We start from the raw sequence: 24,930 nt of genomic DNA on the forward strand, positions 1-24,930 counted from the left end.
GCTATATGGCCAGTGCCGCGGAAAAGCTGCGCCGGCAAGGCTGCCTGGCCGGTGCAGTGCAGGTGCACATCCGAACCAACGTCTTTAAAGCTGATGTTCCCCAGTATCAGCAGGCGGTGACGCTCCCGTTGTCTGCACCGACGGACGATACGCGGGTGCTTACTCGGTGGGCGTTCCGGATACTCAAGCGGATCTACCGGCCGGGTTACGCCTATCACAAGGCAGGGATCATGCTCTTGGATTTGGTGCCGCTTGGTCAGCGGCAGCCGTCGTTGTTCGAGACAGAGGACGGCAATCGGCTTCGGGCACTGATGCAGGTGCTGGATGAGATCAACGGGCGGTATGGGCGGCGGACTCTGCAGTTTGCCTCGGAAGGAATCACCCGCACATGGACCATGCGGCGGGACAGGCTTTCGCCGGGGTACACCACAAGGTGGGAGGAGTTGCCGAAGGTGTTGGCAAGGTGAGCCGCACAGAAAGTCTGGTTGTCCGGCGTGGTCGAAACCGACGAAATCTTCTTCCCGCTTTTCTTCAAAGGACTGCGCATAGCTCTGCTATGGCCTGCCAGGAGTCGGTGCGGGAAGCTCAAGACCGACGGGCGATGAAAAGGTGGCTGTCGTGGTCGCCCTCCAGCGCGGAGTTCGGAAGATCGTCCAAGAAGTATTGCCGAACGCCAAAGCGGCGTCCCTGACTGAAGTCATGCGCTCTGCGTCCAGCGCTTGGCGTGGATGCGGTGCTGTGCTCCGAATGCCACGCCTTGAGCTCGACCGACGTAAAGGAGCTCGGTGTGGAGTCAGGGTACTTCGTCGTCTGTTTTGACAGCTTCCAAGATGCGCTCCCGGTGCAGCAGTTTCTGTTTCATGCCGTGCTTACCTTGTAAGCAACTGCTGGCCATAGTGCTCTTGAAGCTCTCCGCCGTAGAAAGTTTAGGCGCCTAAAAATAAGCACCTGGCAACCCCATCGTCCCTAAGTCCCTTAGCGCTGCGTGGGTCAGTTGTCTTTGATTTTCCGTCGATCAAACAGCAACCCAATCTCTTCAATGCTTCGTTGCCGTTCAGCTTGGACGTAGATCGAGGTTGTCTGTAGAGACGCATGACCAAGTACCCGTTGCAGTACATCCAGTGGCAAGCCCTGGGCCACCGACAGCGTCCCAAAAGTGTGCCGAAACGCATGAACGCCACGTGTGGCTAGGATTTCCCGCTCTATTTCGGTCATCGCGATCTTGTAGTCATCTGCAACCTGTTTGAGTGACCTTGTGATCAAACGGCCAAGTCCGTCTATCGAAAATCCTTTGGCTTCGTTATCGTCGGCAACCAAGTGCTTGCGGAGAGCCTGATCCGTTGGTGGAATCATCAGCGGCGACAAAATAAAGCCATTTTTCTCCCGATCGTCACCTCGGTCGCGCCAATGCGCCTCCAGCGCCTGCACGGCCTCTGAGGGTAGAAATACGGTTCGCCACTTAGACCGTTTTCCGAGGACTGAGAGCTCATATAGATTGTGACTCTGAATCTTCTTCAGGTTCTCCCGTCGGGCTGTGGCTGCTTCTTCCCGTCGCATCCCCGAGTGTCCGATCAAAAGAAGGGCCGCTTTTGCGAGTCGAAGTTGTCCTTTTTTCCTGGCCTCTGCGTTCAAGATTGCCTGATCGAGGTAGCCGCCGCTATCCGCCAGTGCTGACCACAACACCTCTGGCAAGGCCTTGTCGATCTGCATCGGGTGCAGGGCCACTTCGGTCACTGGGTTGCCGATTGCTACCCACGGGTTACCACCTAGATAGCGAACATTGACTAACCACCCGAAAAAGGCCCGGATCACCGTGATCGCGTACAGCTGGGACTTGGGTGACAGTGAGCCCTCGAACGGCTTCCAGCGCACGGACCACCGCGAGGCCTTGGGACCACACCAAGTCGGATCCGGCGTGGCCAGAAAATCCTTGAAAATCTCGCAGTCTTCGACGAGAAGGCTCGAAAGTGGCTTCTGGCGCTTGTATATCGACCACAGTAGCAGGCGCTCAAGTTCGCGCCGATAAGCCCGACGGGTCTTCTCCTGCGCTCGGAACTTGACGAGGTAGCTCTCTACGGCTTCGAGATCGTTATGGGCCTGGATCAATGAAAAATTCGCAGCCCGATTCAGACCTTGGTGACCATCCAGTTCGCGCGGCAAACGCATCCCTTCCAGTGGTACCAGGATAGGGTTGGATGCCCTCAGGGTGATGGGGACAAGCTCACCGGCCACTGGTGCCTGTTGGGTGCCCGTCACCGTCAGGGAACCGAGCGTCTTTTCGTGGGTTTGGAGCCAACGGAGGAGCGCCCCGGCCTTGCCTTGGCCCAAGCGCGGGATAGGTCTCCACCAGGTGGGGCCTCGGGCCTCAATGAGGGTCAGGAGATCCTCTAGCGTCCGAATACCTTCGTCTCGAAGATGACGGGAAACACGGGGTTTGAGCCAAGCAGTCAAAGCATCCTGCCGCTGCGGCTGGGATGACTCGAACTCAGCGGCCAAGAATAGATATTTCAGGGCGACCTGGGACCACTTGGCTGATTTTCTGGCGTTGCGCAGACCCTCGGCGATGTGTGGGTTGGCCACCGAAGCCCGTTCTACCAGGTGATCACGCATGAGATCAAGGCGGTCCTCAAGGTCGGCCGGCGTCGCGCAGCCGAGGGCCTCCAAATCTTCTTCGGTGTAGTAGTTCTGCGCAATGAAGACGATCGACAGCTTGTTCAGTGAGGCCCTGAGCGCTGTGAAGTCGGCACGCGTGTAACGCGGGATGTCGTGCGCAATGCAAGTGTTTTGCGCCATGGCGAGCTGCCTGAAGGCTTAAAAACTGGATTTTAACCAATAAATTTAAGCCTGCTAATAGCAATTATCAGGCTTGATAGTGAAGCCAAAAAAGCGTGGCCTCCACCGACGCCCCCTTTGCGTTAATGAAACGGGGTCTGATGTGCGACTTCAAACCGCCCACCCGGGGCGTCCGGTCGTTTGTCCAGCGTTCAGAGGGTGGCGCCCGGCGTGATCAACGGGGAGGCCAGCAAGGTCATACCCACCTTGCCGCAGCTGAGTCCGTAGAGTTTTTCGCGCTCAACGAAGTCCAACGTTTCGGGGACGCTTGCCGGGGTGACGGGGTCAGTCCTACTTCCAGCATCCTTTGCCTGTCTATGCTGCATAGACAGGCTATTTAAGGGCCGGGCTAATAGTTCCGTTTCAGGTCCCGATAGAAGTTCTCGTGCGGTCCAACGCATTCCAGGTAGACCAGCCGAACTGTGTCCTCTACCGTGTAGCCGAGCAGGTAGAGCTGACCCTGGCTCCGGAACTTCACCACCCTCAAGGCGGCCAGGTCCCCTTTTTTTAGCTCTCCACTCTCGGGCTTGGCCACTATACCGGCGACAGCCTGGTCGACATCGACCGCAACATTGTCGTGCAGTTTCTTGTACTGACGAGCGAATCGACGTGTCTGGACGACTCCGTATTCGCTCACTACGGACGGCTCTGCGGTACGAACGGTGTCGCGTCTTCCCGTGGCTCGGACATAGAGGCCAAGGACTCCGCGACAAAGCTCACCGGGAGGTCGGGGTTATCGAGCGCGGCGCGCCCCACCTTGGCCCAGAACTCGATTTGGCCGGCGATGGTCCGGTGCTCAACGGCTGCGTCAGCCTTCGCTTGGTTGTAGAGCGTCTGGTCGATTCGGATTGAGGTAGTGGCAGACATAATAGGAATTTACTACAAATGTGGTAAATCCAATCCTAGCCTAGCAGGAAGCCTGTGTCCAGCGACCGGATGTACCTGCAGCGTTCCGAGGCCTCCGCTATAGGCAATCCTCGCATCAGCGTCTCGTTTGATTGTGAATGCTCGGAAGAGGACACCCAGCCTGGCTAGATATCAGCCTGATTGTCGCTGCAGGCAAATCAACCTGAACGGCCTACGTTGAGAACCGCCTCCTGCAGGAAGCAAAGCGGCAAGGCCGCTACTCACTCACGCGAAAATGTGTGCGTTTTTACTCCACATGGCTAAAGGCGGCGGAGCAGTCACAAAGACCAGTAGCTGCGGCAAGAGTGCTGCAGTCAAGAGTTGGACCTGGAAAATAGATAGGCGAATCGGCCGATCATTTACTTTTGTGTTCGGCGGCCTTTTTTCTGCGCATCTCACAAGCCGCACCAAATCAATTTCAAGATGAAAACCATGTGAAGGTGTGAGCGAGCTGGCTGTAGTGCGCTGTTTTATATGGGTATTTTTTTTGGTGCGGCTTTTGAGATACAAAAATTCGTGTATCAGGCGGCCCACAAAAAGGGCTTTTGGTGCGGGTATTCGAGAACTAGACTGCAGGTTCTGTTTAAATAAGTCGTTGATTTGTAAGAGTAATGTACGTTATGTACTTTTTTGGTGCGGGATTTGTGCGCTGAAGAAGCGCGCTTAAATCGCATCGGCAAGATTCTTTTTGGTGCGGCATTTGAGAGACGAAGAATGGCCCTGCAAGCAGATGCCCGACACACCCCAGCAGGCGCCTTGGTCATTCTCGCCGGACGGCGGGGTTGAGATCGAGCTTCCCCGTGCTCGCCTCCTGTTGCGGGGGGCCGTGGATCTGGCGGTGCTTAAAGGGGTGCTGACGAGTCTGTCCCGATGATCGGTCCCGATCCGGGTACCCGTATCTTGCTGGCCTGCGGTTTCACCGACATGCGCCGGGGCTTCGATGGCCTGGCGGCGCGGGTGCAAAGCCAGCTTGAGCAGGATCCTTTCTTGGGTCAGTTATTCGTCTTTCGCGTATGCGTCGTCCCTGCCCCGTCTTGAGTCGATTCAGGCGATGACCGAACGAGAGACGCGTTACGTTTTCGATGGGCAGATCCAAGTCGATGATGCCTACCTGGGCGGTGAGCGTAGCGGGGGCAAAGTCGGTCGGGGCTCGGAGAACAAGGTCCCGTTCGTCGTTGGCATCTCCCTCAGTGATGACGGACAGCCGCTGCGCGTCAAACTCACCCCTGTGTCGGGCTTCAGCCTGGACGTGATCGGCCAGTGGGCCAAGACGCACCTACCGGGCTTTTGAAGCTGCTGCGCGAGGTGAGCAAGCGCAGGTTGGTCGAGGTGCTGGTGATCCTCTCCGCCACCGAAGTGCAGTATGGGTGTCACCGACCGGCACATAGGAGCCATTTGATGATCGGCACAATGGAGCCAGTCCTCCTCTGACGGACGTCTCGACCTTTCTCGGCCCATCGCTACCCTGCCGGGTTTGGCAGGAGAGAGCCGGTGGCCCGCAGCAGCATCGAGATGCATCAGTACCGCCAGATCCTGATGCGTTTGCGTCAGGGCGATTCGGATCGCGAGATTTCGCGTTCCGGTTTGATGGGACGTGCCAAAGCAGCCTGTTTCCGGGAGTTGGCCCGCGAGAAGGGCTGGCTCAAGCTCACTCGGCCCTTGCCGCCAGACGCTGAGATTGCGGCAGTGCTGGTACCCCCACGCCTGCCCGTGTCCGCCCAGTCGACCCTTGCGGCCTACCGCCCCCTCCCGTCGAGTGCTGGCTCGACCAGGCCGTCTCCGGCGTGGCGATCCACGCTGCGCTCGTCCGCGAGATCGGTGCCATCGGGCGCGAGCTGCCGCCCGACACCACGGTGCGCCTCACCTTCGAGCCGGGGGAGGCGGCCCAGGCTGACTTCGGCGCCGGCCCCAAGCTCATCGATCCGGCCACCGGCGAGCTTCGCCGCTCCTGGGCTTCCGTGATGAGGTTCGCCTTCTTGCGCCACCCGTACGTGGAGTTCGTGTAGGACCAGAGCGTGCGCACGTGGCTGGGTTGCCACCGAACGCTGCGTAGAGTACCCGGACGGCGGAAGGCCTCCTGTCAGAACGAGATATAATTGTCTATAAATTTAAATAATTTATCCTAATCTTTCAAGGATGACGTAAAGCATGAGCACCACTCAATTGCATTCGGGGTCGCCCAATATTTTTCATCGGCCCGGCTTGGCTGCCAGGATTGCCGGGCAGGTGCTGCACGTCTCTCCGACCTCGGCTTCCTCCTCTGGTGTGTTCCTGGCGGCACCCCGCCGTACCGGCAAGACGACCTTCATGCGGGAGGATCTGGCACCGGCGCTTTCAGAGAAAGGGGCGCTGGTGATTTACGTCGATTTGTGGGAAGACCCCAAGGCAGATCCGAGCGAGGTCATCGTCGCGGCGATCCGGGCGGAGCTTTCCCAGCATGAGTCTGCGCTAAAGAGGCTTGCCAAGAGCTTTGGCATTGGTGGGGCCAAGATCGCAGGCGTGGAATTTTCGCTGGACCGCATCGGGCTCGGGAAAGAGGTCTCGCTGGTCCAAGCGCTGTCCGTGCTGTCCGACACCACAGTGCAGATGATCGTACTGATTATCGACGAGGCGCAGCATGCGATTACGACCTCTGCAGGGGCGGACGCGATGTTCTCGCTGAAAGCGGCTCGCGATGAGCTCAACAGTCGAGAGCACCACGGACTGAGGGTGGTCTGTACCGGCTCGAATCGGGATAAGTTGGCCATGTTGCGCAACAGTAAGGACCAGGCATTCTTCGGCGCACCGTTGGTGCCCTTTCCCTCGCTGGGGAAAGAGTACGTCGAGTGGTTTTGCCAGCACACGAATGATTTGCCGGCGCCATTGGAAGCCGAGGTCGTGCAGCCGCTCTTCGAGCGTGCCGGCTACCGTCCGGAGATCCTGGGTGCCGCGGCCGACGAATTGCGTTTTGATTTTGCCCTGGAAGCGGCGGACGTGACCGAGCGTTTCCGGAGTGCGGTCGAAGCCCAGATTCAAGTGGCTAACGATGAAACGTTGCGGGTCGTGCGCAGCCTTACTCCGATTCAGTTTGCCGTGCTGCGTGTGATGGCCGCCAGTGGCGCAGCGTATGCGCCCTTCGAGGCGGTGACGCTCGCCAAGTACAAGCAGGCAATCCAGCAGGCGGGGGACGACAATGTGAGTGTTGAAGTCCCGGCGATACAGCAAGCCTTGATCGCCTTGCAGGAAAAAAGCCTCATCTGGCGGGCGTCACGGGGCGTGTATGCGATCGAGGACAGCACCCTGACAGATCTGTTGAAGGAGCGTGGGTTACTGGAAAATTTTTAAATAGATTTTCTGCAAAAACGATCGAACTGGCTGGGGGGCAGTGCCACTATTCCGAGCCGGAAGAACGAGATGCGGGCAAACCCCTTTAGGTTCTGTTGACATTCGCCCCTCCTAATAAATGTCAATATCCTGACGTGCCCAGAAAGTCGTTTATGGTCAGCCCATGGCGCAGGGGGCTGTTTACCCGGCGCCATTTGTGGTCTTATTCCGACTTTTGGGCAGATTCAGGATGGTGCGTGTGTGCTTGCGTGACGATCAATATGAGCGGATTGCAGGATGAGCGGCTGGGGTGTGAGCGCAACACAGTCCAATGCAACTATCACGACCTGTGCAGGACAAAGTACAATGTAGCAACATACTTACACGAAGGAGATGAGCGTGCCGCACACAATCCTTTCGAGCCGGGAGTTCAACCACGATGTCGGGCGCGCCAAAAGGGCCGCGCTCGAAGGCGCCGTCTTCATCACGGATCGCGGGCGCCCCTCCCACGTACTGCTATCCGTCGAGGCCTACCGCAAGCTGCTGGCCAAGGAACCCAGCATTGTCGATCTGCTGGCCCAGCCAGACGCCGGGGATATCGACTTTGAGCCGGTACGTATCGGCGGTTCCCTCTTCCGTCCGGCAGATCTCGCCTGATGTATTTGCTCGATACAAACGTCGTCTCCGAGCTTCGAAAGGCGACGTCGGGCAAAGCGGATGCAAGGGTTACTGCCTGGGCGTCAGGAGTACCCGCCTCTGAACTATTTCTCTCCACCATCTCCGTGCTGGAGCTTGAGATGGGCGTCCTGCTCGTCGAACGCCGAGATGCCGCCCAAGGCGCCGTCCTCCGTAGTTGGCTCGACAAGCACGTCCTTCCCGCCTTCGCGGATCGCATCCTGCCGGTGGATGCCGCCGTGGCCCGACGCTGTGCCCGGCTGCACGTACCTGATCCGCGGGCGGAGCGGGATGCACTCATCGCAGCTACAGCCTTGGTGCGGCAACTGACGGTGGTTACGCCAAACATCGGGGACTTCGAGGCGACAGGGGTGAAGCTGCTAAACCCGTGGGCAAGTCCTCCGCCCTGACGCTCATAATCTCGTCGCCATCGCGGGCTGGCAGGTCGATGCAAAACGCCGAGAAACCGCACCCGCCGGGGCCCTCGCTGTTTAATTTCTCATGACTTCATTTCCGGAATTGGCTTCCCAATCCCGTTTTGATGCCCGTCGAATGGGTCGGGGAATGGGCTTTCGCCCAATTCCGGGTGCCGCTTCATGCCGCACTCCCCGCGCTCTGCAATTTCGCAATTCTCAGTAGGTTGTAACCCACCGTCTTCGGCCAGCCGAAGATCTCCTCGATCCGCTTGCGTTTCCTCTGGCTGACTTTGTAGCCCTCGGTGCAAGTCGTCCGTCCATCGAGCCCCGGTGTCTTGCGCCCGTCGATTCGGGCGATATGTGGCTTGATCTTGTGCTCCCGCAGGTGCTGGACGAAGTCCTTCACGTGATAGCCCTTGTCGGCACCCAGGGTCTTCGGGTGTATCTTCCGCCGCCGCGCACGAGTGAGCAGTTGCCGCGCCGCTTGATGCTCGGCCAGGGTGGCGTCGGTGATCAGCAGATCCACGCACAGGCCGCTCCGGTTCTCCATGAGGGCATGGCCGCCGTAGCTGAGTCTGGCCGGCTGGCCGTTGCCCTTGCGCATAAGCTTTGCGTCGGGATCGGTGGTGCTCCGGTGGGTGGCGTTCGAAAGCTTCTCACCCTTGAAATCGACCATTCCGGTGCCGTCCCCGGGCTTGGGCGGTTCTTTATCGTCCTTGCGCTTGAAGCTCTTGAAAGAGGCCCAGGCGTCGATCAAGGTGTCGTCGACGGTGCTGATGATCCGCTCCGCCATCGAGGTGCTGTATGGGTCAGGTTTTCCCACCAGAGCCCTTGGCCGCGTCGGCCAAGGCACGGACGAGTTCCGCGTTCTGTGCGTTGATGCGTGAAAGCTCGGCGTTAAGCCCTGCGATGTTCGAGGCGGAAGCCTCCCGCGCCGCGTCGAGGGCGGCTTTCAGGTCGTCGGCCCGCTTGGAGGTCTCCTCGGCTCGTACTTCGGCGGTCGCTGCCCGCTCGGATGCTTTGGCGAGCTTGTCGGACAGGACGGCCGCTCCGGCCTTTGCGTCTTTTTCAGAAGCTTCGAGCCCGGCGAGCCGCGCCTGCAGGGTTTCGAGCTCCACGGTCACTTGGTCGGCCAGCTCGGCGGCCTCGCGCTTCTCGGCTTCGAGCTGGGAGCGGGCGGTCTCGAGGCCCTCGTGCTCTGATGCCAGGCGACCGTTCGCGAGCTCAAGGGCGGCCGCCCAGATCTCGGCGCCGAATTCGGCCAGGCGGTCGGCGACGAGCTGCGGGGCCGGTTCGCGGATCGGCGCCTCTCTGGCCTCTTTCCGGCTCCGCCACTCGGCCATCGCTTCCGAAATCGTGGTGAAGCTGCCGCCGCCGAGGGCCTTGCGGACTGCCGCCAGGGTGGGGTTCGCACCGGCGGCGTCGAGTTCTTCGGCGATTGCGAAAATCCGGTCTTTGGTAGTCGATGCCATCTCACGTTCCTCTGTTAAATGTAGTATGTTGTAGTAACGTACAAAATACTACAAAATACAACTCCCGCGGCCGGAATTATCAAAAGAACCACGGCCGCCGCGCCGAAGGCCAGATCCCTCGCGGAACCGCTCATTTCCTACCCTTTCAGCGTCGAGTGCGGTCCACCGTAACCGTTCCGGTAAGGCCGCGACTGCGGCGGATTCTCAGTGCACGCACAGAAAAACCGGCTCCTCCGCGCTGGGGGGACGGTCCCTTGGGCGCGCGGGTTACCCGGCCACAGCCCGCACTTCGGTCCCGCTTTCCAGGATCTTCAGGAATTCCGCGTAGGCGAACACCCTTCCGCGCTGCTTCCCGGTGATCTCGCTGACGACGCCTAAGGTCTCCAGAGCCTCAAACGCCTTGTTGACCGTGGGAGCGCTGAGGCCGGTCTTCTCCTGGGCCTGGGAGGCATTGAGGAACGGATGGATCTGGAGCAACTCGTGGAGGCGGAGCATGGAGTTGGTCTGCTCGCCGCAATCTTCGATCCGTTTCCTGTCGTGCCGGAACAGCGTGACGATGCGCATTGCGCTCTCGTAGGCGTTATTGGCCGTGTCGGCGACTCCGGTGAGGAAGAACTCGGTCCAGGTTTCCCAATCACCGCGGAGGCGGACGTCCTGCAGGAGGCGGTAGTAGTCCTCCCGGTGCGTCTTCAGGTAGAGGCTGAGGTACAGGAGGGGTTCGTGGAGGACCTTCTTTTCGACCAGAAACAGGGCGATCAGCAGGCGGCCGAGGCGACCGTTGCCGTCCAGGAACGGATGGATCGACTCGAACTGCACGTGCAGGTACCCGGCTTTCACAAGCGGTGGAATGCCCTCGGAGTCGTCGTGCAGGAAGCGTTCGAGGTCGCCGAGGCACGCGTCCATTTCGTTGACCGGCGGCGGTACGTACTGGGCGTTCCCCGGCCTGGTCCCGCCGAGCCAGTTCTGCGAGCGCCGGAACTCCCCCGGGTTCTTGGCTTCGCCGCGGCCCCTCTTGAGCAGGCGCGCGTGCATGTCTCTCAAAAGGCGGAGGCAGAGGGGGAGCCCGTTCGGGTCCCTGATGACGCCGAGGCCGTACATCATCGCGTCCACGTAGTTAGAGACCTCGGTGACGTCGTCAAGCGGCTTCCCGGCCAAAGCGGCGTTTTCGTACTGCAGGAGGTCGTCGAGGGTCGACTGCGTCCCCTCGATCTGGGACGACAGGACCGCTTCCTTGCGGACGTACATGTACAGGAAGAGGGCTTTGTCCGGAAGGAGCATCGCCACGCCGTCGAGACGGCCCACCGCGCGGTCCGCTTCGCTCAGGCGCCCGAGCAGGCGCGGGGAGATATTCAGCGGGGGACTCGGCGGGAGCGGTGGAGGAACGTAAGCCCTGACGGTCTCGTCGAAGGCGACGGTGGAGACGTAGCGCCCGATCCTCGGGTTCGCGTCCTGTCGCGTGGGATTGTCGGCCATGGGGTCCTTAGTTAAGCCCACTTAATTAGTGCGGGGCGCTAGTTAAGTTTATCCGGATTTATTTTATTAGCGAGTTTAATGAGGCTCGTAGAACAACTCGATGTAATCAAACACGTCAGTGCGTGCTTGGGCCCAAATCAGATAGTCAGCCACCCCTGACCACAATATGGCATCGCATGCGGTGGGCCGAGATCAAATCGGCGCTGGCGCCGTGCTTTGCCCGCAAGGACGCCCGGTGATTGGGCATTTGAAGGACGACTGCGGCTTGCGGCGGAACTGGCTCAAAGGCTCCGAAGGCGATGTACTGCATCCGGTGCTGTGTGCGGCCGGCTACAGCCTGCGCGGGCTCCCTCTGGAAACAAATAAGAGCGGCGCTGAGTCAGCAATGGCGAGATGAATATCACCGGAGGTTGTGCGTAGAGTGGCGTTTTGCTACCCTGCGCAACACCCCCGCAATCCTGGACTCGCCATGATTCGCTGCCACCTGTCGACCTTCATGGGGCGCGACAAGCTCCGTATTTCTGATGTTTCTCGCCTCACAGGCTTGAATCGCAGCACTGTCAGCGCGCTATACAAGGAGACTGTGACGCGCCTGGATGTGGCTGCCATCAATGTCCTCTGCAATTTGTTCCGCTGCTCCGTGGGCGAACTCTTTGAGCATGTGCCTGACGATGACAGGAGCGCTTTGTGACGCTCAGTGCATCACGTTGGCACGTCATAGCCGAATCCCACTTTGCTTGGGAGCGCGAGGCTCTCGAATGGCTGCGGGCTCACTTGCCCGATCGCGATCCCTGGCATGCCTGGACCAACTTCGAATTTATCGACGATGAGGGCAAGGTCAACGAGGTGGACGCCCTGGTGCTTTCGCCGGCAGGTTTGTTCTTGGTTGAAATCAAGAGCCGCCCTGGCGTGTTGCGCGGGGACGTGCATAGCTGGACGTGGACCACAGACGGCCGGACTTTCACCTATGACAATCCGCTGATTCTCGCTAACCGCAAGTCCAAGCGCCTGGCCAGCCTGTTGCGGCACCAGCCGGCCATCAAGAAGGCGAAAATCCGTCTTCCCTTCGTTGAACCGGCTATTTTCCTTTCATCTTCAAGCCTGGCCTGTCAGTTGGAAGGCTTGGCCAAAAGCGCCACTTTTCAGCATGGCCGCCCAGGTACGCTAAACGATCCAGGTATCGTTGGCGCCCTCAGCAATGGCATCACCTCCCGCACCAGCACGCCGGTAGATATCGCCCAGACACGTGCAATCGGCAGGGCCTTGATTGAGGCCGGCATACGCCCGTCCAACAAGCACCGGCAGGTCGGCGATTACAAACTGACCAAACTCGCCGCCGAAGGCGAAGGCTTTCAGGATTGGGAAGCCAGTCACGTCAGCGTTGACACCATCCACCGGCGGGTACGCATCTACACCCTGGCCACCGCGTCCAGCCCGGAGGCCCGCGCCGCCCGGCTCCGCCAGGCACGCCGCGAGTTTGAAGTGCTGGAAGGCATCGATCATCCAGGTATCCTGCGCGTCAAAGACTACAAGGAAACGGAACTCGGCCCGGCGCTGATCTTCGATCACGACCCCAAGGCTGTGCGACTCGACCACCTGCTCCGCGAGAGGGGCAAGACGCTCACCATCACCCAGCGCCTGCAGATGGTCCGCGACATTGCCGAGACTCTGAAGTACGCCCATGCCAAGCGGCTGTACCACCGCGCCCTGGGGCCGCAGAGCATCCTGGTTTACGGCGCAGACGCTGGCTCGATGCACCTGCGCCTGATGAACTGGCAGACAGCCTCGCGCAACGTGGGGGGCTCGGCTGCGCCCAACACCGTGCACCACACCACTGGAACGCGCCACGTCGAGGACTACGTTGAAGACCTCGGCCTGCTTTACCTCGCACCCGAAACCACCCGGGCCGATCCCGCCCAAGGCGCCAGCCTCGACGTGTTCTCGCTCGGCTGCATCGCCTACTACATCTTCACCGGGCAGCCCCCGGCTGAGTCCGCGCTAGAACTGTCGGAGAAGTTGCGTGTAGGTCAGGGCTTGCGCCTATCCGACACCATGGACGGCTGCGGCGCCCGACAGCAGGAGTTGATCCAGTTCGCCACCGCTCCTGACCTGCTCGCGCGTTACGACACGATCCAGGGCTTTCTGGATGACCTGGATCTGGTGGAGGACGAGCTGACCACGCCTGACCCCGAGGCCACCGTTGATCCCAGCATTGCCAGTGCCGGCGACCGCCTGGAGGGAGGCTTCACGGTCGTCAAGCGCATGGGACGCGGTTCCTCTAGCGATGCCTTGCTAGTTCGTCGCGATGGCAATGATGATGAAGCCATCCTGAAAGTGGCTTGCGACATCGCGCACAACGACCGCCTCGTCGCCGAAGGCGAGGTGCTGGCCCGCCTGCACCACCAAAACATCGTTGCCCACCGCGAAACGCTCACCATCTCCGGCCGCACCGCACTGCTGCTCAAGAGCGCGGGCGCGAAGACCTTGGCCGAGAAACTCAAGGAAGAACGCCGCCTCTCGTTGGACATGCTGCAGCGCTTTGGCGAAGAGTTGATTGGGGCCGTGAACCACCTCGAATCCGAGGGCGTGGCACACCGTGACATCAAGCCCGACAACATCGGTATCGCCGAAAACCGTAGCGGCAAGCTGCAACTGGTGCTGTTTGACTTTTCCCTATGCCGAACCCCAGCCGACAACATCACGGCAGGCACCCATCCCTATCTGGACCCCTTCCTGTCGTTGCGCAAACCCCCGCGATGGGACCTGTACGCTGAGCGCTTTGCCTTGGCTGTCACACTCTATGAGATGGCCGTTGGTCAGCCGCCAGTGTGGGGCGACGGGCAGACCTCGCCGGCTATGCTTGACGTCGAAGCCACCATTGAGCGGGATGTTTTTGACCCTGTCACGCGCGAAGGTTTTGCGCGCTTTTTCGAGAAAGCGCTGAAGCGCGATTACCGCGAGCGCTTCGACAACGCCGAAGACATGCTGCGCGAATGGCGGGCCATCTTCAACGCACGCCGTACGCTGCACCCCGGCGATGCTGCGCCGGCCAGCGGCCTGGCCGCCATCGCCCCCACGGCCACCCCGCAAACCACCATGGCCGAGCTCGGCTACAGTCTCGAAGCCCAGGTCGTGCTGGAGCGCATGGGCGTGCACAACGCCCGCGAACTCCTGGCGGTAGACCGCGTTCGCTTCCGCTATCTCAAGGGCGTGGGCGACAGAATCCGCAAGGAAATCCGGCTCACCGCCAAGGAGCTGGCCCGCCTGCGGCCAGACCTGACCCAGGGCCGCAGCCTTGCGCACGATGCCGACGAAGATATCGAGGGCGCGGTCAGCATCAACGAGCTTGCCGCCCAGTTGCTGCCGCGCCGTCCGGCCGGTGACGACCGGCCCGAAGAAGCGGCCCTCGCCCACTACCTAGGCCTGGACGATGCGGTGAAAGCGGGCGTCTGGCCCAGCCTCGGCGATGCCGCACAGGCCGGCGAGGTGGATCGTGCCACCCTCACCGCCACGCTGATCAAGGCCCGGGCGCGCTGGCTCAAGAACCCGGCCTTCACCGAGCTACGTCACCAGCTCGACACCCTCGTGAGTAGTCAGGGCAACGTTATGAGCGCGAGAGAAGGCGCGTTGGCCCTGTTGGCACTGCGCGGTTGCGCCTCACAGGATGATGCCGAACGCCTGCGCCAGGCCACCGCAGTACTGCGTGGTGCCGTGGAGGCCGAGGCTCATCTCGACCAGCCGCGCTTTGAGGCCTACGACCACCAACCCCACCTGCTGATCGCCAGCGCTGCGCTATGGGCAGACTACGCACGTCAACTGGGAGCAGCCGCGGATGCCTGCGCCTTGGCCGACCCCTTGCTGCCACCGGCCCGCGTGCTGGAGATGCTGGAGGGGGTGCCCCTGCCAAGGCCCGATCAGCTGGGTGGCAACGCACCAGCGCTCATTCCGCCCACCCGCCTGCTGCGCCTCGCCGCCTCGGCCTCGCGCAAGGCCGCGGTGTCCAGCAGGCAAGAGATGTACATGCGCGGCATGGCGCCCATCCAGGCGCTGCGCCAGTCCCTGGGTGCATTGGTCGGGGCTCCGGAGCTGCGCGCCAAGGACATCCAGGATCGCGTCCGCGGTCGCTACCCCGAAGCATCGGACCTACCTCACAGGCCCGGCCTGGATCGCCTGCTCGAAGAGGCCGGTGCCCCGCTCACCTGGGACATCACCGCTGCCGATGGCCGCGGCGCCTACCGTCTGGCTACCCTGAGCCGGGGACAAACCGCCGGCACGACCACCCACTTTTCACGTCAAGCCACGCTCCTGACGCCCCACGTTGCGGGTGATAGCGATGCAGCGCAGGCTGCCGCGGTCGAAGAGCGCCTGGTGCGCTCGCTGGACCAAGGAGGGCTGTTGGTCCTGACAGTGCCTCCTCGAATCGCTCGCCGCGCGGAGGCCGAGCTGCTCCGCCGTTTTGGCCACCCCACTGCCTTGCCAAGCGCCGTGCAACGGCTCAACCTCGACGCGCTGCTGCTGGCTGCCCTGCGTGAGCAAGCCCAGGCCATGAAAGCGGACTGGAAGGTCGTGCTCCAGGCCGACGCCGCCGAGCACGGCAGCCGCCACTGGACCAACCTGCAACGCCTGGTGCAGCGCGCGGTGCCAGCCCTGCGGGCCGCCTTGCTGAACAGCCCGTCGCCCATCCTGCTGGTGTGCGCAGGGCTGCTGGCGCGCTACGAACTCATGCACCTGGTCACCGAGCTGGAAGAACACGCCGGCCGCCCCGGCCACACCCACTGCGCCTGGATGCTGCTGCCCACCAGCCACCAGGGCCTGCCCCTCATCGACGGCGTGGCCGTGCCCCTGGTCAACAACACCCGCGCCCTGGCGCTGCCCCAGGCCTGGGTGGAAAACAAACACCGGGCCAGCCACGCCACTTCGACCGCCGCCTCCGGAAAGCACACCCAGTGATCCACGCCCCCCAACTGCTCGCCGACCTGACCAAACTGCTCAAACGCCTCGAAGACGATCTGCGGCAGCGCATCAAAGAACTCCCCGAGCTCAAAACCAGCCTGCAGGCCGAATGGCAGGCCGCCAACGACGTCAACCGCTGCGCCGAAACCTTTGAAACCTGGGCCGACCAGGTCATTACCCAGGCCGGAGTGCACTGGCTGCTCAGCTGCGTGTTCCTGCGTTTCATCGAAGACAACCAGCTGGTGGACCGCCCCTGGCTGGGCGGCACGCCCGAATCGGGCCGGCTGGCCCTGGTGCGTGATCGGCACGACGCCTACTTCCAGGCCCACCCGCTGGAGAACGACCGGGACTACCTGCTCGCCGCCTTCCGCGAGGCCGGCACCCTGCCCGGCCTGCACACTTTTTTTGACGAAGCCCACAACCCGGCCTTCCGGCTGGGCATCAGCGGCGACGCCGCCATGGCCCTGCGTCAGTTCTGGCAGCAGGTCGACCCGAACACCGGCACGCTGACCCACGACTTCACCGACCCTGCGTGGAACACCCGCTTCCTGGGCGATCTGTACCAGGACTTGTCCGAGGCCACCCGCAAGCGCTACGCGCTGCTGCAAACGCCCGAGTTTGTCGAAGAGTTCATCCTCGACCGCACTCTTACCCCGGCCATCCGCGAGTTCGGCTTTCGGGAAGTGCGCCTGATCGACCCCACCTGCGGCTCGGGGCACTTTCTGCTGGGCGGCTTCCACCGCCTGCTGGCCGAGTGGCAGCGCAACGAACCCGGCCGCAACCCGGTGGACATCGCGCAAAAGGCACTCGACGCAGTGGCCGGCGTGGACCTCAACCCGTTCGCGGTGGCCATCTCACGCTTTCGCCTGTTCGTGGCAGCCCTGCAGGCCTCCGGCGTGCAGCGCCTGGCCAATGCGCACGATTTCAAGGTGTCGGTGGCCATTGGCGACAGCCTGCTGCACGGCACGCGCTTTGGCCTCACCCAGAGCCAGGATCTGTTTGATGCCGCCGACAGCCACGCCGACACCGGCCTGGCCCACGCCTACGCCAGCGAAGACCTGAGCGAGGTGCAGCACATTCTGGGCCGCCAGTACCACGCGGTGGTGGGCAACCCGCCCTACATCGTCGTCAAGGACCCGGCGCTCAATGCGGCCTACCGGAAAGAGTACGCGAGCTGCCATCGTCAGTATTCATTGGGCGCCCCATTCACCGAGCGCTTCTTCGAATTGGCCGTGACGGCGGCCGAGGGGCGCAGCGCTGGCTACGTGGGGCTGATCACCGCCAACAGCTTCATGAAGCGCGAGTTCGGCAGCAAGCTGATCGAGCAGGTGCTGCCCCGGCTGGACCTGACCCATGTGGTGGACACCTCCGGCGCCTACATCCCCGGCCACGGCACGCCCACCGTCATCCTGTTCGGCCGCCACCGCCCGCCGGTGGATGAAGGCGTGCGCACCGTGATGGGCATCAAGGGCGAACCGAGCACGCCGGACGATCCGGCGCAGGGGTTGGTGTGGAGCGCCATCGTCGGCCAGATCGATCAGGCCGGCAGCGAGAGTGATTTCGTCAGCGTGGCGGATACGCTACGGGCGACGTTTGCCAAGCATCCGTGGAGCATTGGGGGCGGCGGTGCTGCAGATTTAAAGGATTCTCTCGAAGAGCTCTCATCCAAGAGGCTCGGAGACCTTGCAGAGTCAATGGGATTCTTCCAAGACACCCACGCTGATGATTTCTTTGTTCAACCCATAGCCTTTTTTGAGCGGATGGGTTGTGGTGAGTACACAAGACCTTGTGTACGTGGCGACGGAACTCGCGATTGGTCCTTGGCAATAGAGGAGTCAATCCTGTTTCCCTATGACGATGAAATCATCCAGTGGGGTGCCATTCCTGCGGACTCATCGTTGCGGTGGATGTGGCCCTGCCGCACCACCTTGTGGGCGAGGTCAGTGTTTGGCGGCAAAACATATCGCGAAGCAGGCCGGCCATGGTGGGACTATCACCAGTTCCCAAAGGACCGCGCCCGAGCTGAACACCTGCTTGCCTTCAGTGAGATTGCGACGCACAACCACTTCGTGTTTGACCAACAGGGGAAAGTCTTCAACCGTACCGCGCCGGTCATCAAGCTGCCCGCTGGCAGCAGCGAAGACGAACACCTGGGGCTGCTCGGGCTGCTGAATTCATCGGTGGCGTGTTTTTGGTTGAAGCAGGTGTGCTTCAACAAAGGTAACGGCGGCATCGGTGGGGGTATCTCCGACGAGAAATGGGAGCTTCGATACGCTCACAACGCCTCTCAAGTTGCTGAGTTTCCATTGGTAAGTTCGCGACCGCTCGACATCGCCAGCCGTCTGGACACCCAATCCCGCCAAGTCACCGCACTGCTGCCGACAGCGGTTCTGGCTGCTGATCCGCTCCCCACCCGCACCAGCCTTGATGCCGCCTGCGGCCAAGCGGCTCAACTACGCCGCCAGATGATTGCTAACCAGGAAGAGCTGGACTGGCACTGCTATCAGCTCTATCGCCTGCTGCCAGCTGGCGTGAGCGCCGAAGAAGTGGAGTTTCACGCCCCAGTGGAGGTCGCGCTGGGCGAGCGTGCCTTCGAAATCGTACTTGCCCGCCGCGTGGCGGCCGGCAAGGAGCAGACCACCTGGTTCGAGCGCCACGGCTCCACGCCCATCACCGAAATCCCCGCCCACTGGCCCGAGGCCTACCGCCGCGTGGTGGCACGCCGCATCGAGCTGATCGAAAGTGACAAATCCATCGGCCTGATCGAACGCCCGGAGTTCAAGCGCCGCTGGAACTCGCCCCGCTGGGAAGACCAGGAACACGCCGCCCTGCGCGACTGGCTGCTGGCCCGCCTGGAAGCCCCGGCCTTGTGGCCGGCCAGCGCCGACCAGCCGCCCCAGCTCACCAGCACCAGCCGCCTGGCCGAGGCGGTGTCGCACGACGCCGAGTTTATGCAGATCGCCGCGCTCTACGCCGGCCACAGCGATTTCGACCTGCCACAGCTGGTGGCCGAGCTGGTGGCCCTTGAGTCCGTGCCCGCCCTGCCCGTGCAGCGCTACACCGACACCGGCCTGCGCAAACGCGCCCAGTGGCAGGACACCTGGGCCCTGCAACGCCGCGAAGACGCCGGGGAAGACGTGGGCAAAATCCCCGTGCCGCCCAAGTACCAGAGCAAGGATTTTTTGAAAGCCGACCTGTGGCGCCTGCGCGGCGGCTTGGACGTGCCCAAGGAGCGCTGGGTGAGCTACCCCGGCTGCGAACGCGGCGCGGACGGCAGCCTGGCGATCGCCTGGGCCGGCTGGAACCACCTGCAACAGGCCACGGCCCTGGCGGGCTATTACATAGACATGAAGGACAGCGAAGGCTGGGAACCCACCCGCCTGCAACCCCTTCTGGCCAGCCTGCTGGAGCTGGTGCCCTGGCTGGAACAGTGGCACAACGAGCTCGACCCGGTGTTCGGCGAGCGCATGGGTGACTACTACCGCAGCTTCGTCACCGAGGAAGCGCGGGCCTTGGGCTTCACGCTGGACGATCTGCGGGCTTGGAAGCCGGCTGCTAAGGCTTCCAAGCGGGGAAGGACGAAGAAGGTATGAGCGTCGATTACGTCGCTGCGGCCCGTCGGCACATTCGCGATGCGCACCTGCTGCAGCACCATGAGCGTCATGTTAACGCAGGTCAGCTCTTTGGCATCTCCGTCGAATGCGGGCTGAAGTCGTTGCTCGTGCGTGGTGGCGCTGCGGTTGATGCAGCCGGCAACATAAAAAAGCCGTATCGGGAGCATCTGCCGAAGCTGGACATGCTGGTCAATGGCTTGATGATGCTGCCTGATGGACGCGCTGCAAGCGTGCTGCAAAGTCGCCTGCCTAACTTGGCTTCTTTGGCAAACTGGTGTGTTGACCACCGCTACTGGCGTGAGTCTGCGATTCCGTTACCAACGTCCCTAGAGGCGTGGGAATGGGCGGCCCTTGAAATGGATGCGCTGTTGGATGAAGCGGCAGGTGGAGGCGTGTTGTGATGAGCGGATGCAAGTTCAACGAAGCCCTTGTGCGTGCAGCGCTGGCGTTGCAAGACGAGCGTCTGCCGCCTCAATGGCCGGTCGGCATTGTTCGGGACGTCTACGGCAAGCTGCGCTTTGCCGTCGATGCCTGGCGGCCCTTGGCCGAAGACGAGGAGGCCGAAGGCCCGCGGGCTGCAGCTACACCCGATGATATTTACCCAGCTGCGGCGTTTGAGCTGTTGGGGACGCTTGCAGCGACTCTGACTCCGTATTCCACATCGTCGGGGGTCTTGTTCCGAGACGATTTTTCCAATCCGGCTTCATTATTTCAACATCCTGATTGGTATCAAACCTTGGTTACCGTGCCAGCCTCAACGGAGGAGGACGGCAGCGAGGTGCTTTCTCGGGAAATCATGGTGCGTCTGCTGGACCGCCAGGTGATTGGCCAGGACTGGCTGCGCACCCGTCGCTTCGACGAGCATGGCCACCCGCCTCGCGTGGTGTTCTACGGGCTGAAAGGCGGTGTTGGCCGGTCGACAGCGCTTGCAATGTTGGCCTATCGGCTGGCACGGGACGGCAAGCGTGTCTTGCTGATCGACTTCGACCTGGAGTCACCCGGCCTGTCGGGCCTGCTGCTGCCCCAGGAGCGGGTTGCCACTTATGGACTCGTGGACTGGTTCGTCGAGGATGCGGTGGGGCAAGGCGATGAGGTGCTGCGAGACATGGTTTCGCTCAGCCCATTGGCCGACCAGACGCAGGGCTCGATACGCGTTGCCGCCGCGATGGGCCAGGGCGAAACCGCCTACCTGAGCAAGTTGGCCCGGGTGTACGCAGACACGCCATCGCCAACGGGACCGCAGACTTTCGCGGACCGGATGCTGCGGATCACCCGCTTGCTGGAAGCTCAGGAGCGGCCCGACATTGTCCTCATCGACAGCCGGGCCGGCCTGCACGATGTGGCTGCCGTGGCCATCGGCAGCCTGGCCTCGGTGGCGCTGTTGTTTGCCACCGATGCGCAGCAGAACTGGCAAGGCTACCGGCAGTTGTTCAATCACTGGCACCAGCGCCCGGCAGTGTTGCGCCAGGTGCGTGAGCGCATCGTGATGGTGCAAGCGCTGTTTCCCGAGAGCGATCAGGCCGAGCGGGCCAGTCGATTCGTGCAGAACGCCTGGGATGTGTTTCGCGATCTGATCTATGACGAGCTGGAGCCCGATGCCGACACGCCGGAAGATGCCTTTTCGTTTGATCTGCACAATGAGGATGGGCCGCATTTCCCGATGCGAGTGCGCTGGAATGCCCGCTTCCAGGAGTTCGACCCCTTGCTTGGCCGCAGTGCCGGCGGGGTGGACGACACGGACATCGACCTGGCGTTCGGGCCCTTCATCCAGGAAGTGATCCAGGCTTTGCCGGACTTGAACCATGACTGAAGCCACCCAGCTGCGCGCTGCGCTGATCGAATCACTGCCGGCCGTAGACCAGGCCGGTGCATCGGACGTACGCGAGCCGGCGTTCACGTTTGTGCCGCCAAGCCACGCCAAGGCCCTCGATATCGACAGCAGCGTGGTCGAAGGCATTCGGGGATCGGGCAAGAGTTTCTGGTGGCAACACCTGGCTTCGGACGAACATCGTCGTTATATCGAGACAGCCTTCCCAGGGGTCATGCCAAGCAGCGCCTTTGATGCTGTGCAGGCTTTCGGGGCGCAAAGTGTTTCCGAACACGCACCCAGCCAGGACGTTCTGGCTGCGCTGTTGAAGACCTACTCGGCACGCGCCATCTGGCGCGCCGTGCTGGCACACAGCGCGAACTTCGGCGCACCTTTCCCGGTGTCGGCCCGGTGGACCGAGAGAGTGAAATGGGTCGCGGAGCAGCCCGAGGCATTCGATGAGTTGCTGCGGGCCAAGGATGCTGAGCTGGCATCGAAGGGGCGCACGCTGGTTGTGCTTTTTGACGCTTTGGACCGCCTGGCTGACGACTGGGCAACCATTCGACCCCTGGCCCGCGCCTTGCTGCAACTGGCACTGGACGTCCGCTCCACTCAACGCATCCGCTTCAAGATATTTTTGCGTCCCGACATGCTTCAGGACAAGGAGATCACGGGTTTTCCCGATGCTTCGAAACTGCTGGCTCGCAAGGCTGAACTGCGTTGGCAACGCGCGGATCTTTATGCCCTGATATTCCAGTGTGCAAGTAATGCGGGACAGGCAGGTGCTGTATTTCGCCAAGCAGTTACCGAGGTGACGGGGCAGGTGTTCACGTCCTTGGACAAGACGTGGTTTCTGCCGCGAGCGCTGCGCTCCGACGAAAAGCTGCAGGAACGCCTCTTCGAGCGCTTGGCCGGCAGTGCGATGGCCTCAGGACCGAGCGGCTATAAACGCGGCAAGCCCTACACCTGGCTCGTCAATCATCTGGTGGATGGCTTGGGGCAGGTCAGCCCGCGCAGCTATTGCGAAGCTGTTCGTCACGCAGCGCAGCACACGCCGGAGGATTCTCATACCGCGCTCCATTTTCGGGCCATTCAGGCGGGTGTGCAGGCTGCATCTCGACTTCGCGTCAGTGAGGTGAGCACCGAAGACTATCCATGGATCGAGTTTGTGATGCAGCCATTGCGCGGCAAGCTCACCGTGCCTTGCGTGGAGGAGGAATTCGATCGCCTTTGGTCCGAGAGCAAGACGATCGAGCAACTGAAGGGGCATCTGGCCCAATCGAGCTTGGGCGTGAAGCTTCCACCGCAAGGCCTGGGGTTGGGAACCGTTGGTGTGCTGAACGATCTCCAGACCTTGGGCTTGATCGAGCGGCTTCGCGACCAGCGCATCCAGATGCCCGATGTGTACCGCATCGGGTTCGGACTGGGTCGCAGGGGCGGTGTGAAGCCGCTGAAGTAAAGGGCCAACCATGATCAAGAGCTTCTACATCGACAATTTCAAGTCGTTGGTCGACTTCCGCCTGCCACCGGCGCCTCACCGACTGGGTTCGTTCACCTGCCTGGTGGGTCTGAACGGGGCGGGCAAGTCCACGGTGCTGCAGGCCTTCGACTTTGTCGGGCATCTCGCCAACGGGCAGGTGGCAACGTGGCTCAAGCAGCGCGAATGGAAAGCCGCCGACCTGACCAGCCGATTCCTGAAAAAAAAGCTGATCCACTTTGAACTGGACATCGAGGTGCCCGGTGAGGGACGCATTGTCTGGAGCGGATCATTCAACACTACCGAGATGCGTTGCACAGCGGAGACGGTGAAGGTTGATGACGTGGAACAGGTGCTGCACATCAAGGATGGGCAACTGCTGGTATCGGGCACGGACAGCCAGGATTCGGTGCAGTACCCCCTGCGATCGATGAAATACGAAGGCTCAACCCTCTCGTTCATCAATGTCCGCGATGTCCATCCAGCCTTGGGTGTGCTGAAGCACGTGGCAGCCAATTTGCGCTCCCTTGATCTCCTATCGCCTCAGTCGATGCGCAGGCGTGCCAAGGATGGTGCAGACATCGGCTATGGAGGCGAACGGCTGAGCGCATTCATCCACGGCTTGCCCGCCAACGACAAGTTGGCGTTAATCAAGGCACTGAGGAAGTTCTATCCGCAGATTGCAGGATTGTCGACCACGGCGCTGCGCGCCGGGTGGAAGGACCTACGTGTGGTGGAGCAGTACGGCAGCGCACAGCAGGCACCTTCCTGGCTGGAATCGGATGCTCGTCAGGTTAGCGATGGCGTATTGCGTGTGCTGGCTGTTCTTTCGCAGGTCATCTGTTCAGAGAGCTCTGGTAATGCTGCTCGGCCCGATGGTCTGGGCCAGAGCTGCGTGCTCTTCGATGAGATCGAAAACGGGATCAACCCGGAATTGATGCAGAAGCTGGTGCAGTTGCTGCTCGGTGCCGAGCGGCAAGTGATCGTGACCACGCACAGCCCCTTGGTGCTGAACTACCTGCCCGATGAGGTAGCCAGGGAGGCCGTGTTGCTGTTGTTCCGGAACAGTGCAGGCCACACCAAGGCGGTGCGCCTGTTTGATCTGCCCAGCACGCAAAAGAAGCTCACGCTGCTTGGCCCCGGTGAAGTGTTTGTCGACACGAACCTGGAGGCACTGCCTGCCGAGGCAATGACGCTCGCACTCATCTCCCCGAAGTCATGAGATTGCTTCTTTCAGGTGAAGGGCCCACTGATCTGGGCCATGAGAGACCGACCGGGGGCGGGATGAAGTTCGTGCCTGGGCCGATGGCTTGGGTGGTGGACAAGGTTTTGGAGCGTCATCACACCCAGTACAGCGTGCTGGATATCCATCTGGCTGGCGGCGATTGCGTCACTCATGTTCATGAGACGGCACTGGCGAGCATGGGCAAGCAGGGCTCTCCGTTGTTCCCCGGTGTGAAGTTTGGCAAGGGTACGGCCTTCTTCACGAGGAATGCGCAAGTCTTGGGCCTGTTGGCCAAACAGACTGCCGCGCAAGAGCTGCAACCTGTGGTGGCAGTGCTGTTCCGTGATGGCGACGGTGTCCGCGCAACGCCCTCAGGAGAGTGGCAAGAAAAAGTGGATTCGATGCACCGTGGCTTTGCGATGGTCGAGTGTGATACCGGCGTACCCATGGTGCCGCGCCCCAAATCAGAGGCTTGGTTGCTGTGCGCACTGCGGCCGCCGGGTTACGCGAATTGTGCGCCGCTCGAAGATGCCTCCGGCAACGACGCCAGTCCGAATTCGCTGAAAAAGCAGTTGGCTGCGTTGTCCGGTGGAACGGATCCGTCGGCTGATGAACAAGCGGGCTGGGTGGTGACGGGTGCGGTGGATCCGCTACGTATCGACATGCCCAGTTTCAACGCCTTCAAACAGGCGCTTCACACCGCGGCCCAGAACGCGGGATGGCCTCTGCTGCCCTGACGGACATGCAGATCGCCCAAGGCACGCGCCTAGTCAAGGA

Annotated in this window: 19 protein-coding genes and 2 pseudogenes; 15 read left to right on the top strand and 6 right to left on the bottom strand. The window is 61.6% G+C overall.

The genetic code is table 11. The features are described 5' to 3' along the window. A partial coding sequence (locus tag Q1W26_RS18640) for a DUF4113 domain-containing protein (protein WP_300443183.1) occupies positions 1–467 on the top strand: 467 nt, incomplete at its 5' end. A 523-nt stretch (positions 468–990) separates the two neighbouring features. Here the strand turns inward: Q1W26_RS18640 and Q1W26_RS18645 are convergent. The 3 genes from Q1W26_RS18645 to Q1W26_RS18655 all read right to left on the bottom strand — a co-directional run bounded on the left by Q1W26_RS18645 (position 991) and on the right by Q1W26_RS18655 (position 3,699). Continuing rightward, a complete protein-coding gene (locus Q1W26_RS18645; RefSeq protein ID WP_300443184.1) occupies positions 991–2,793 on the bottom strand; it encodes a phage integrase family protein in 1,803 nt (600 codons plus the stop codon). A 388-nt stretch (positions 2,794–3,181) separates the two neighbouring features. Further along, the gene (locus tag Q1W26_RS18650) at positions 3,182–3,469 is read right to left on the bottom strand and encodes a type II toxin-antitoxin system RelE/ParE family toxin (protein ID WP_300443185.1); all 288 of its coding nucleotides are present in this window, start codon (positions 3,467–3,469) and stop codon (positions 3,182–3,184) included. Then, positions 3,469–3,699: a ParD-like family protein gene (locus Q1W26_RS18655; protein WP_300443186.1), complete on the bottom strand. Its 231-nt coding sequence runs from the start codon at positions 3,697–3,699 to the stop codon at positions 3,469–3,471. Before Q1W26_RS18655 ends, Q1W26_RS18650 begins: the two co-directional genes overlap by 1 nt. A 909-nt stretch (positions 3,700–4,608) precedes the next feature. On the opposite strand from Q1W26_RS18655, the gene tnpB reads away from it, so the two are divergent. The 6 genes and pseudogenes from tnpB (at position 4,609) to Q1W26_RS21550 (ending at position 8,126) form a co-directional block, all read left to right on the top strand. Further along, positions 4,609–4,776: an IS66 family insertion sequence element accessory protein TnpB gene (gene tnpB / locus Q1W26_RS21545; protein ID WP_366143706.1), complete on the top strand. Its 168-nt coding sequence runs from the start codon at positions 4,609–4,611 to the stop codon at positions 4,774–4,776. Continuing rightward, positions 4,703–5,023: pseudogene (locus Q1W26_RS18660) on the top strand (transposase); the annotation flags it as partial. The gene tnpB and the pseudogene Q1W26_RS18660, both read left to right, overlap by 74 nt. Positions 5,024–5,522: 499 nt before the next feature. Further along, complete coding sequence (locus tag Q1W26_RS18665; RefSeq protein WP_300443187.1) at positions 5,523–5,744, top strand: hypothetical protein; 222 nt, start codon at positions 5,523–5,525, stop codon at positions 5,742–5,744. Between the two features lie 142 nt (positions 5,745–5,886). Next, complete coding sequence (locus Q1W26_RS18670; RefSeq protein WP_300443188.1) at positions 5,887–7,062, top strand: hypothetical protein; 1,176 nt, start codon at positions 5,887–5,889, stop codon at positions 7,060–7,062. A gap of 372 nt (positions 7,063–7,434) precedes the next feature. Beyond that, positions 7,435–7,698, top strand: coding sequence for a type II toxin-antitoxin system Phd/YefM family antitoxin (locus tag Q1W26_RS18675; RefSeq protein ID WP_300443189.1), 264 nt, complete (start codon positions 7,435–7,437; stop codon positions 7,696–7,698). Next, positions 7,698–8,126 (top strand): type II toxin-antitoxin system VapC family toxin, encoded by a 429-nt coding sequence (locus tag Q1W26_RS21550; protein ID WP_366143707.1) that lies wholly within the window; start codon positions 7,698–7,700, stop codon positions 8,124–8,126. Before Q1W26_RS18675 ends, Q1W26_RS21550 begins: the two co-directional genes overlap by 1 nt. A 184-nt stretch (positions 8,127–8,310) precedes the next feature. Here Q1W26_RS21550 and Q1W26_RS18685 read toward each other — a convergent pair. The 3 genes and pseudogenes from Q1W26_RS18685 to Q1W26_RS18695 form a co-directional block, all read right to left on the bottom strand. Then, a pseudogene (locus Q1W26_RS18685) lies at positions 8,311–8,919 on the bottom strand (transposase); the annotation flags it as partial. Positions 8,920–8,941: 22 nt separating this feature from the next. Beyond that, on the bottom strand, positions 8,942–9,604 hold the full coding sequence (locus Q1W26_RS18690) for a DNA-binding protein (protein WP_300443192.1): 663 nt from the start codon (positions 9,602–9,604) through the stop codon (positions 8,942–8,944). Positions 9,605–9,871: 267 nt separating this feature from the next. Then, positions 9,872–11,077 (bottom strand): Fic family protein, encoded by a 1,206-nt coding sequence (locus Q1W26_RS18695; RefSeq protein ID WP_300443194.1) that lies wholly within the window; start codon positions 11,075–11,077, stop codon positions 9,872–9,874. Between the two features lie 469 nt (positions 11,078–11,546). On the opposite strand from Q1W26_RS18695, the gene Q1W26_RS18700 reads away from it, so the two are divergent. The 8 genes from Q1W26_RS18700 (at position 11,547) to Q1W26_RS18735 (ending at position 24,890) form a co-directional block, all read left to right on the top strand. After that, the gene (locus Q1W26_RS18700) at positions 11,547–11,768 is read left to right on the top strand and encodes a helix-turn-helix transcriptional regulator (protein WP_300443196.1); all 222 of its coding nucleotides are present in this window, start codon (positions 11,547–11,549) and stop codon (positions 11,766–11,768) included. Beyond that, a complete protein-coding gene (gene pglW / locus Q1W26_RS18705) occupies positions 11,765–16,027 on the top strand; it encodes a BREX system serine/threonine kinase PglW (RefSeq protein ID WP_300443197.1) in 4,263 nt (1,420 codons plus the stop codon). The genes Q1W26_RS18700 and pglW overlap by 4 nt, the downstream gene beginning before the upstream one ends. Beyond that, positions 16,024–19,623 carry a BREX-2 system adenine-specific DNA-methyltransferase PglX gene (pglX, locus tag Q1W26_RS18710; RefSeq protein WP_300443199.1) on the top strand — a complete coding sequence of 1,200 codons (3,600 nt, stop codon included), beginning with the start codon at positions 16,024–16,026 and terminating at the stop codon, positions 19,621–19,623. Before pglW ends, pglX begins: the two co-directional genes overlap by 4 nt. Continuing rightward, complete coding sequence (locus Q1W26_RS18715; RefSeq protein WP_300443201.1) at positions 19,620–20,045, top strand: hypothetical protein; 426 nt, start codon at positions 19,620–19,622, stop codon at positions 20,043–20,045. The genes pglX and Q1W26_RS18715 overlap by 4 nt, the downstream gene beginning before the upstream one ends. Continuing rightward, positions 20,045–21,454 (top strand): AAA family ATPase, encoded by a 1,410-nt coding sequence (locus Q1W26_RS18720; RefSeq protein WP_300443203.1) that lies wholly within the window; start codon positions 20,045–20,047, stop codon positions 21,452–21,454. Before Q1W26_RS18715 ends, Q1W26_RS18720 begins: the two co-directional genes overlap by 1 nt. Continuing rightward, complete coding sequence (locus Q1W26_RS18725) at positions 21,447–22,910, top strand: hypothetical protein (protein WP_300443205.1); 1,464 nt, start codon at positions 21,447–21,449, stop codon at positions 22,908–22,910. The genes Q1W26_RS18720 and Q1W26_RS18725 overlap by 8 nt, the downstream gene beginning before the upstream one ends. Before the next feature lie 10 nt (positions 22,911–22,920). Then, a complete protein-coding gene (locus tag Q1W26_RS18730) occupies positions 22,921–24,150 on the top strand; it encodes an ATP-binding protein (RefSeq protein ID WP_300443206.1) in 1,230 nt (409 codons plus the stop codon). A 62-nt stretch (positions 24,151–24,212) separates the two neighbouring features. After that, positions 24,213–24,890, top strand: coding sequence for a hypothetical protein (locus Q1W26_RS18735; protein ID WP_300443208.1), 678 nt, complete (start codon positions 24,213–24,215; stop codon positions 24,888–24,890). The last annotated feature ends 40 nt before the right edge of the window (positions 24,891–24,930 follow it).

Origin of the sequence: Zoogloea sp. (assembly GCF_030157465.1) — a bacterium.
Lineage (GTDB): Bacteria > Pseudomonadota > Gammaproteobacteria > Burkholderiales > Rhodocyclaceae > Zoogloea.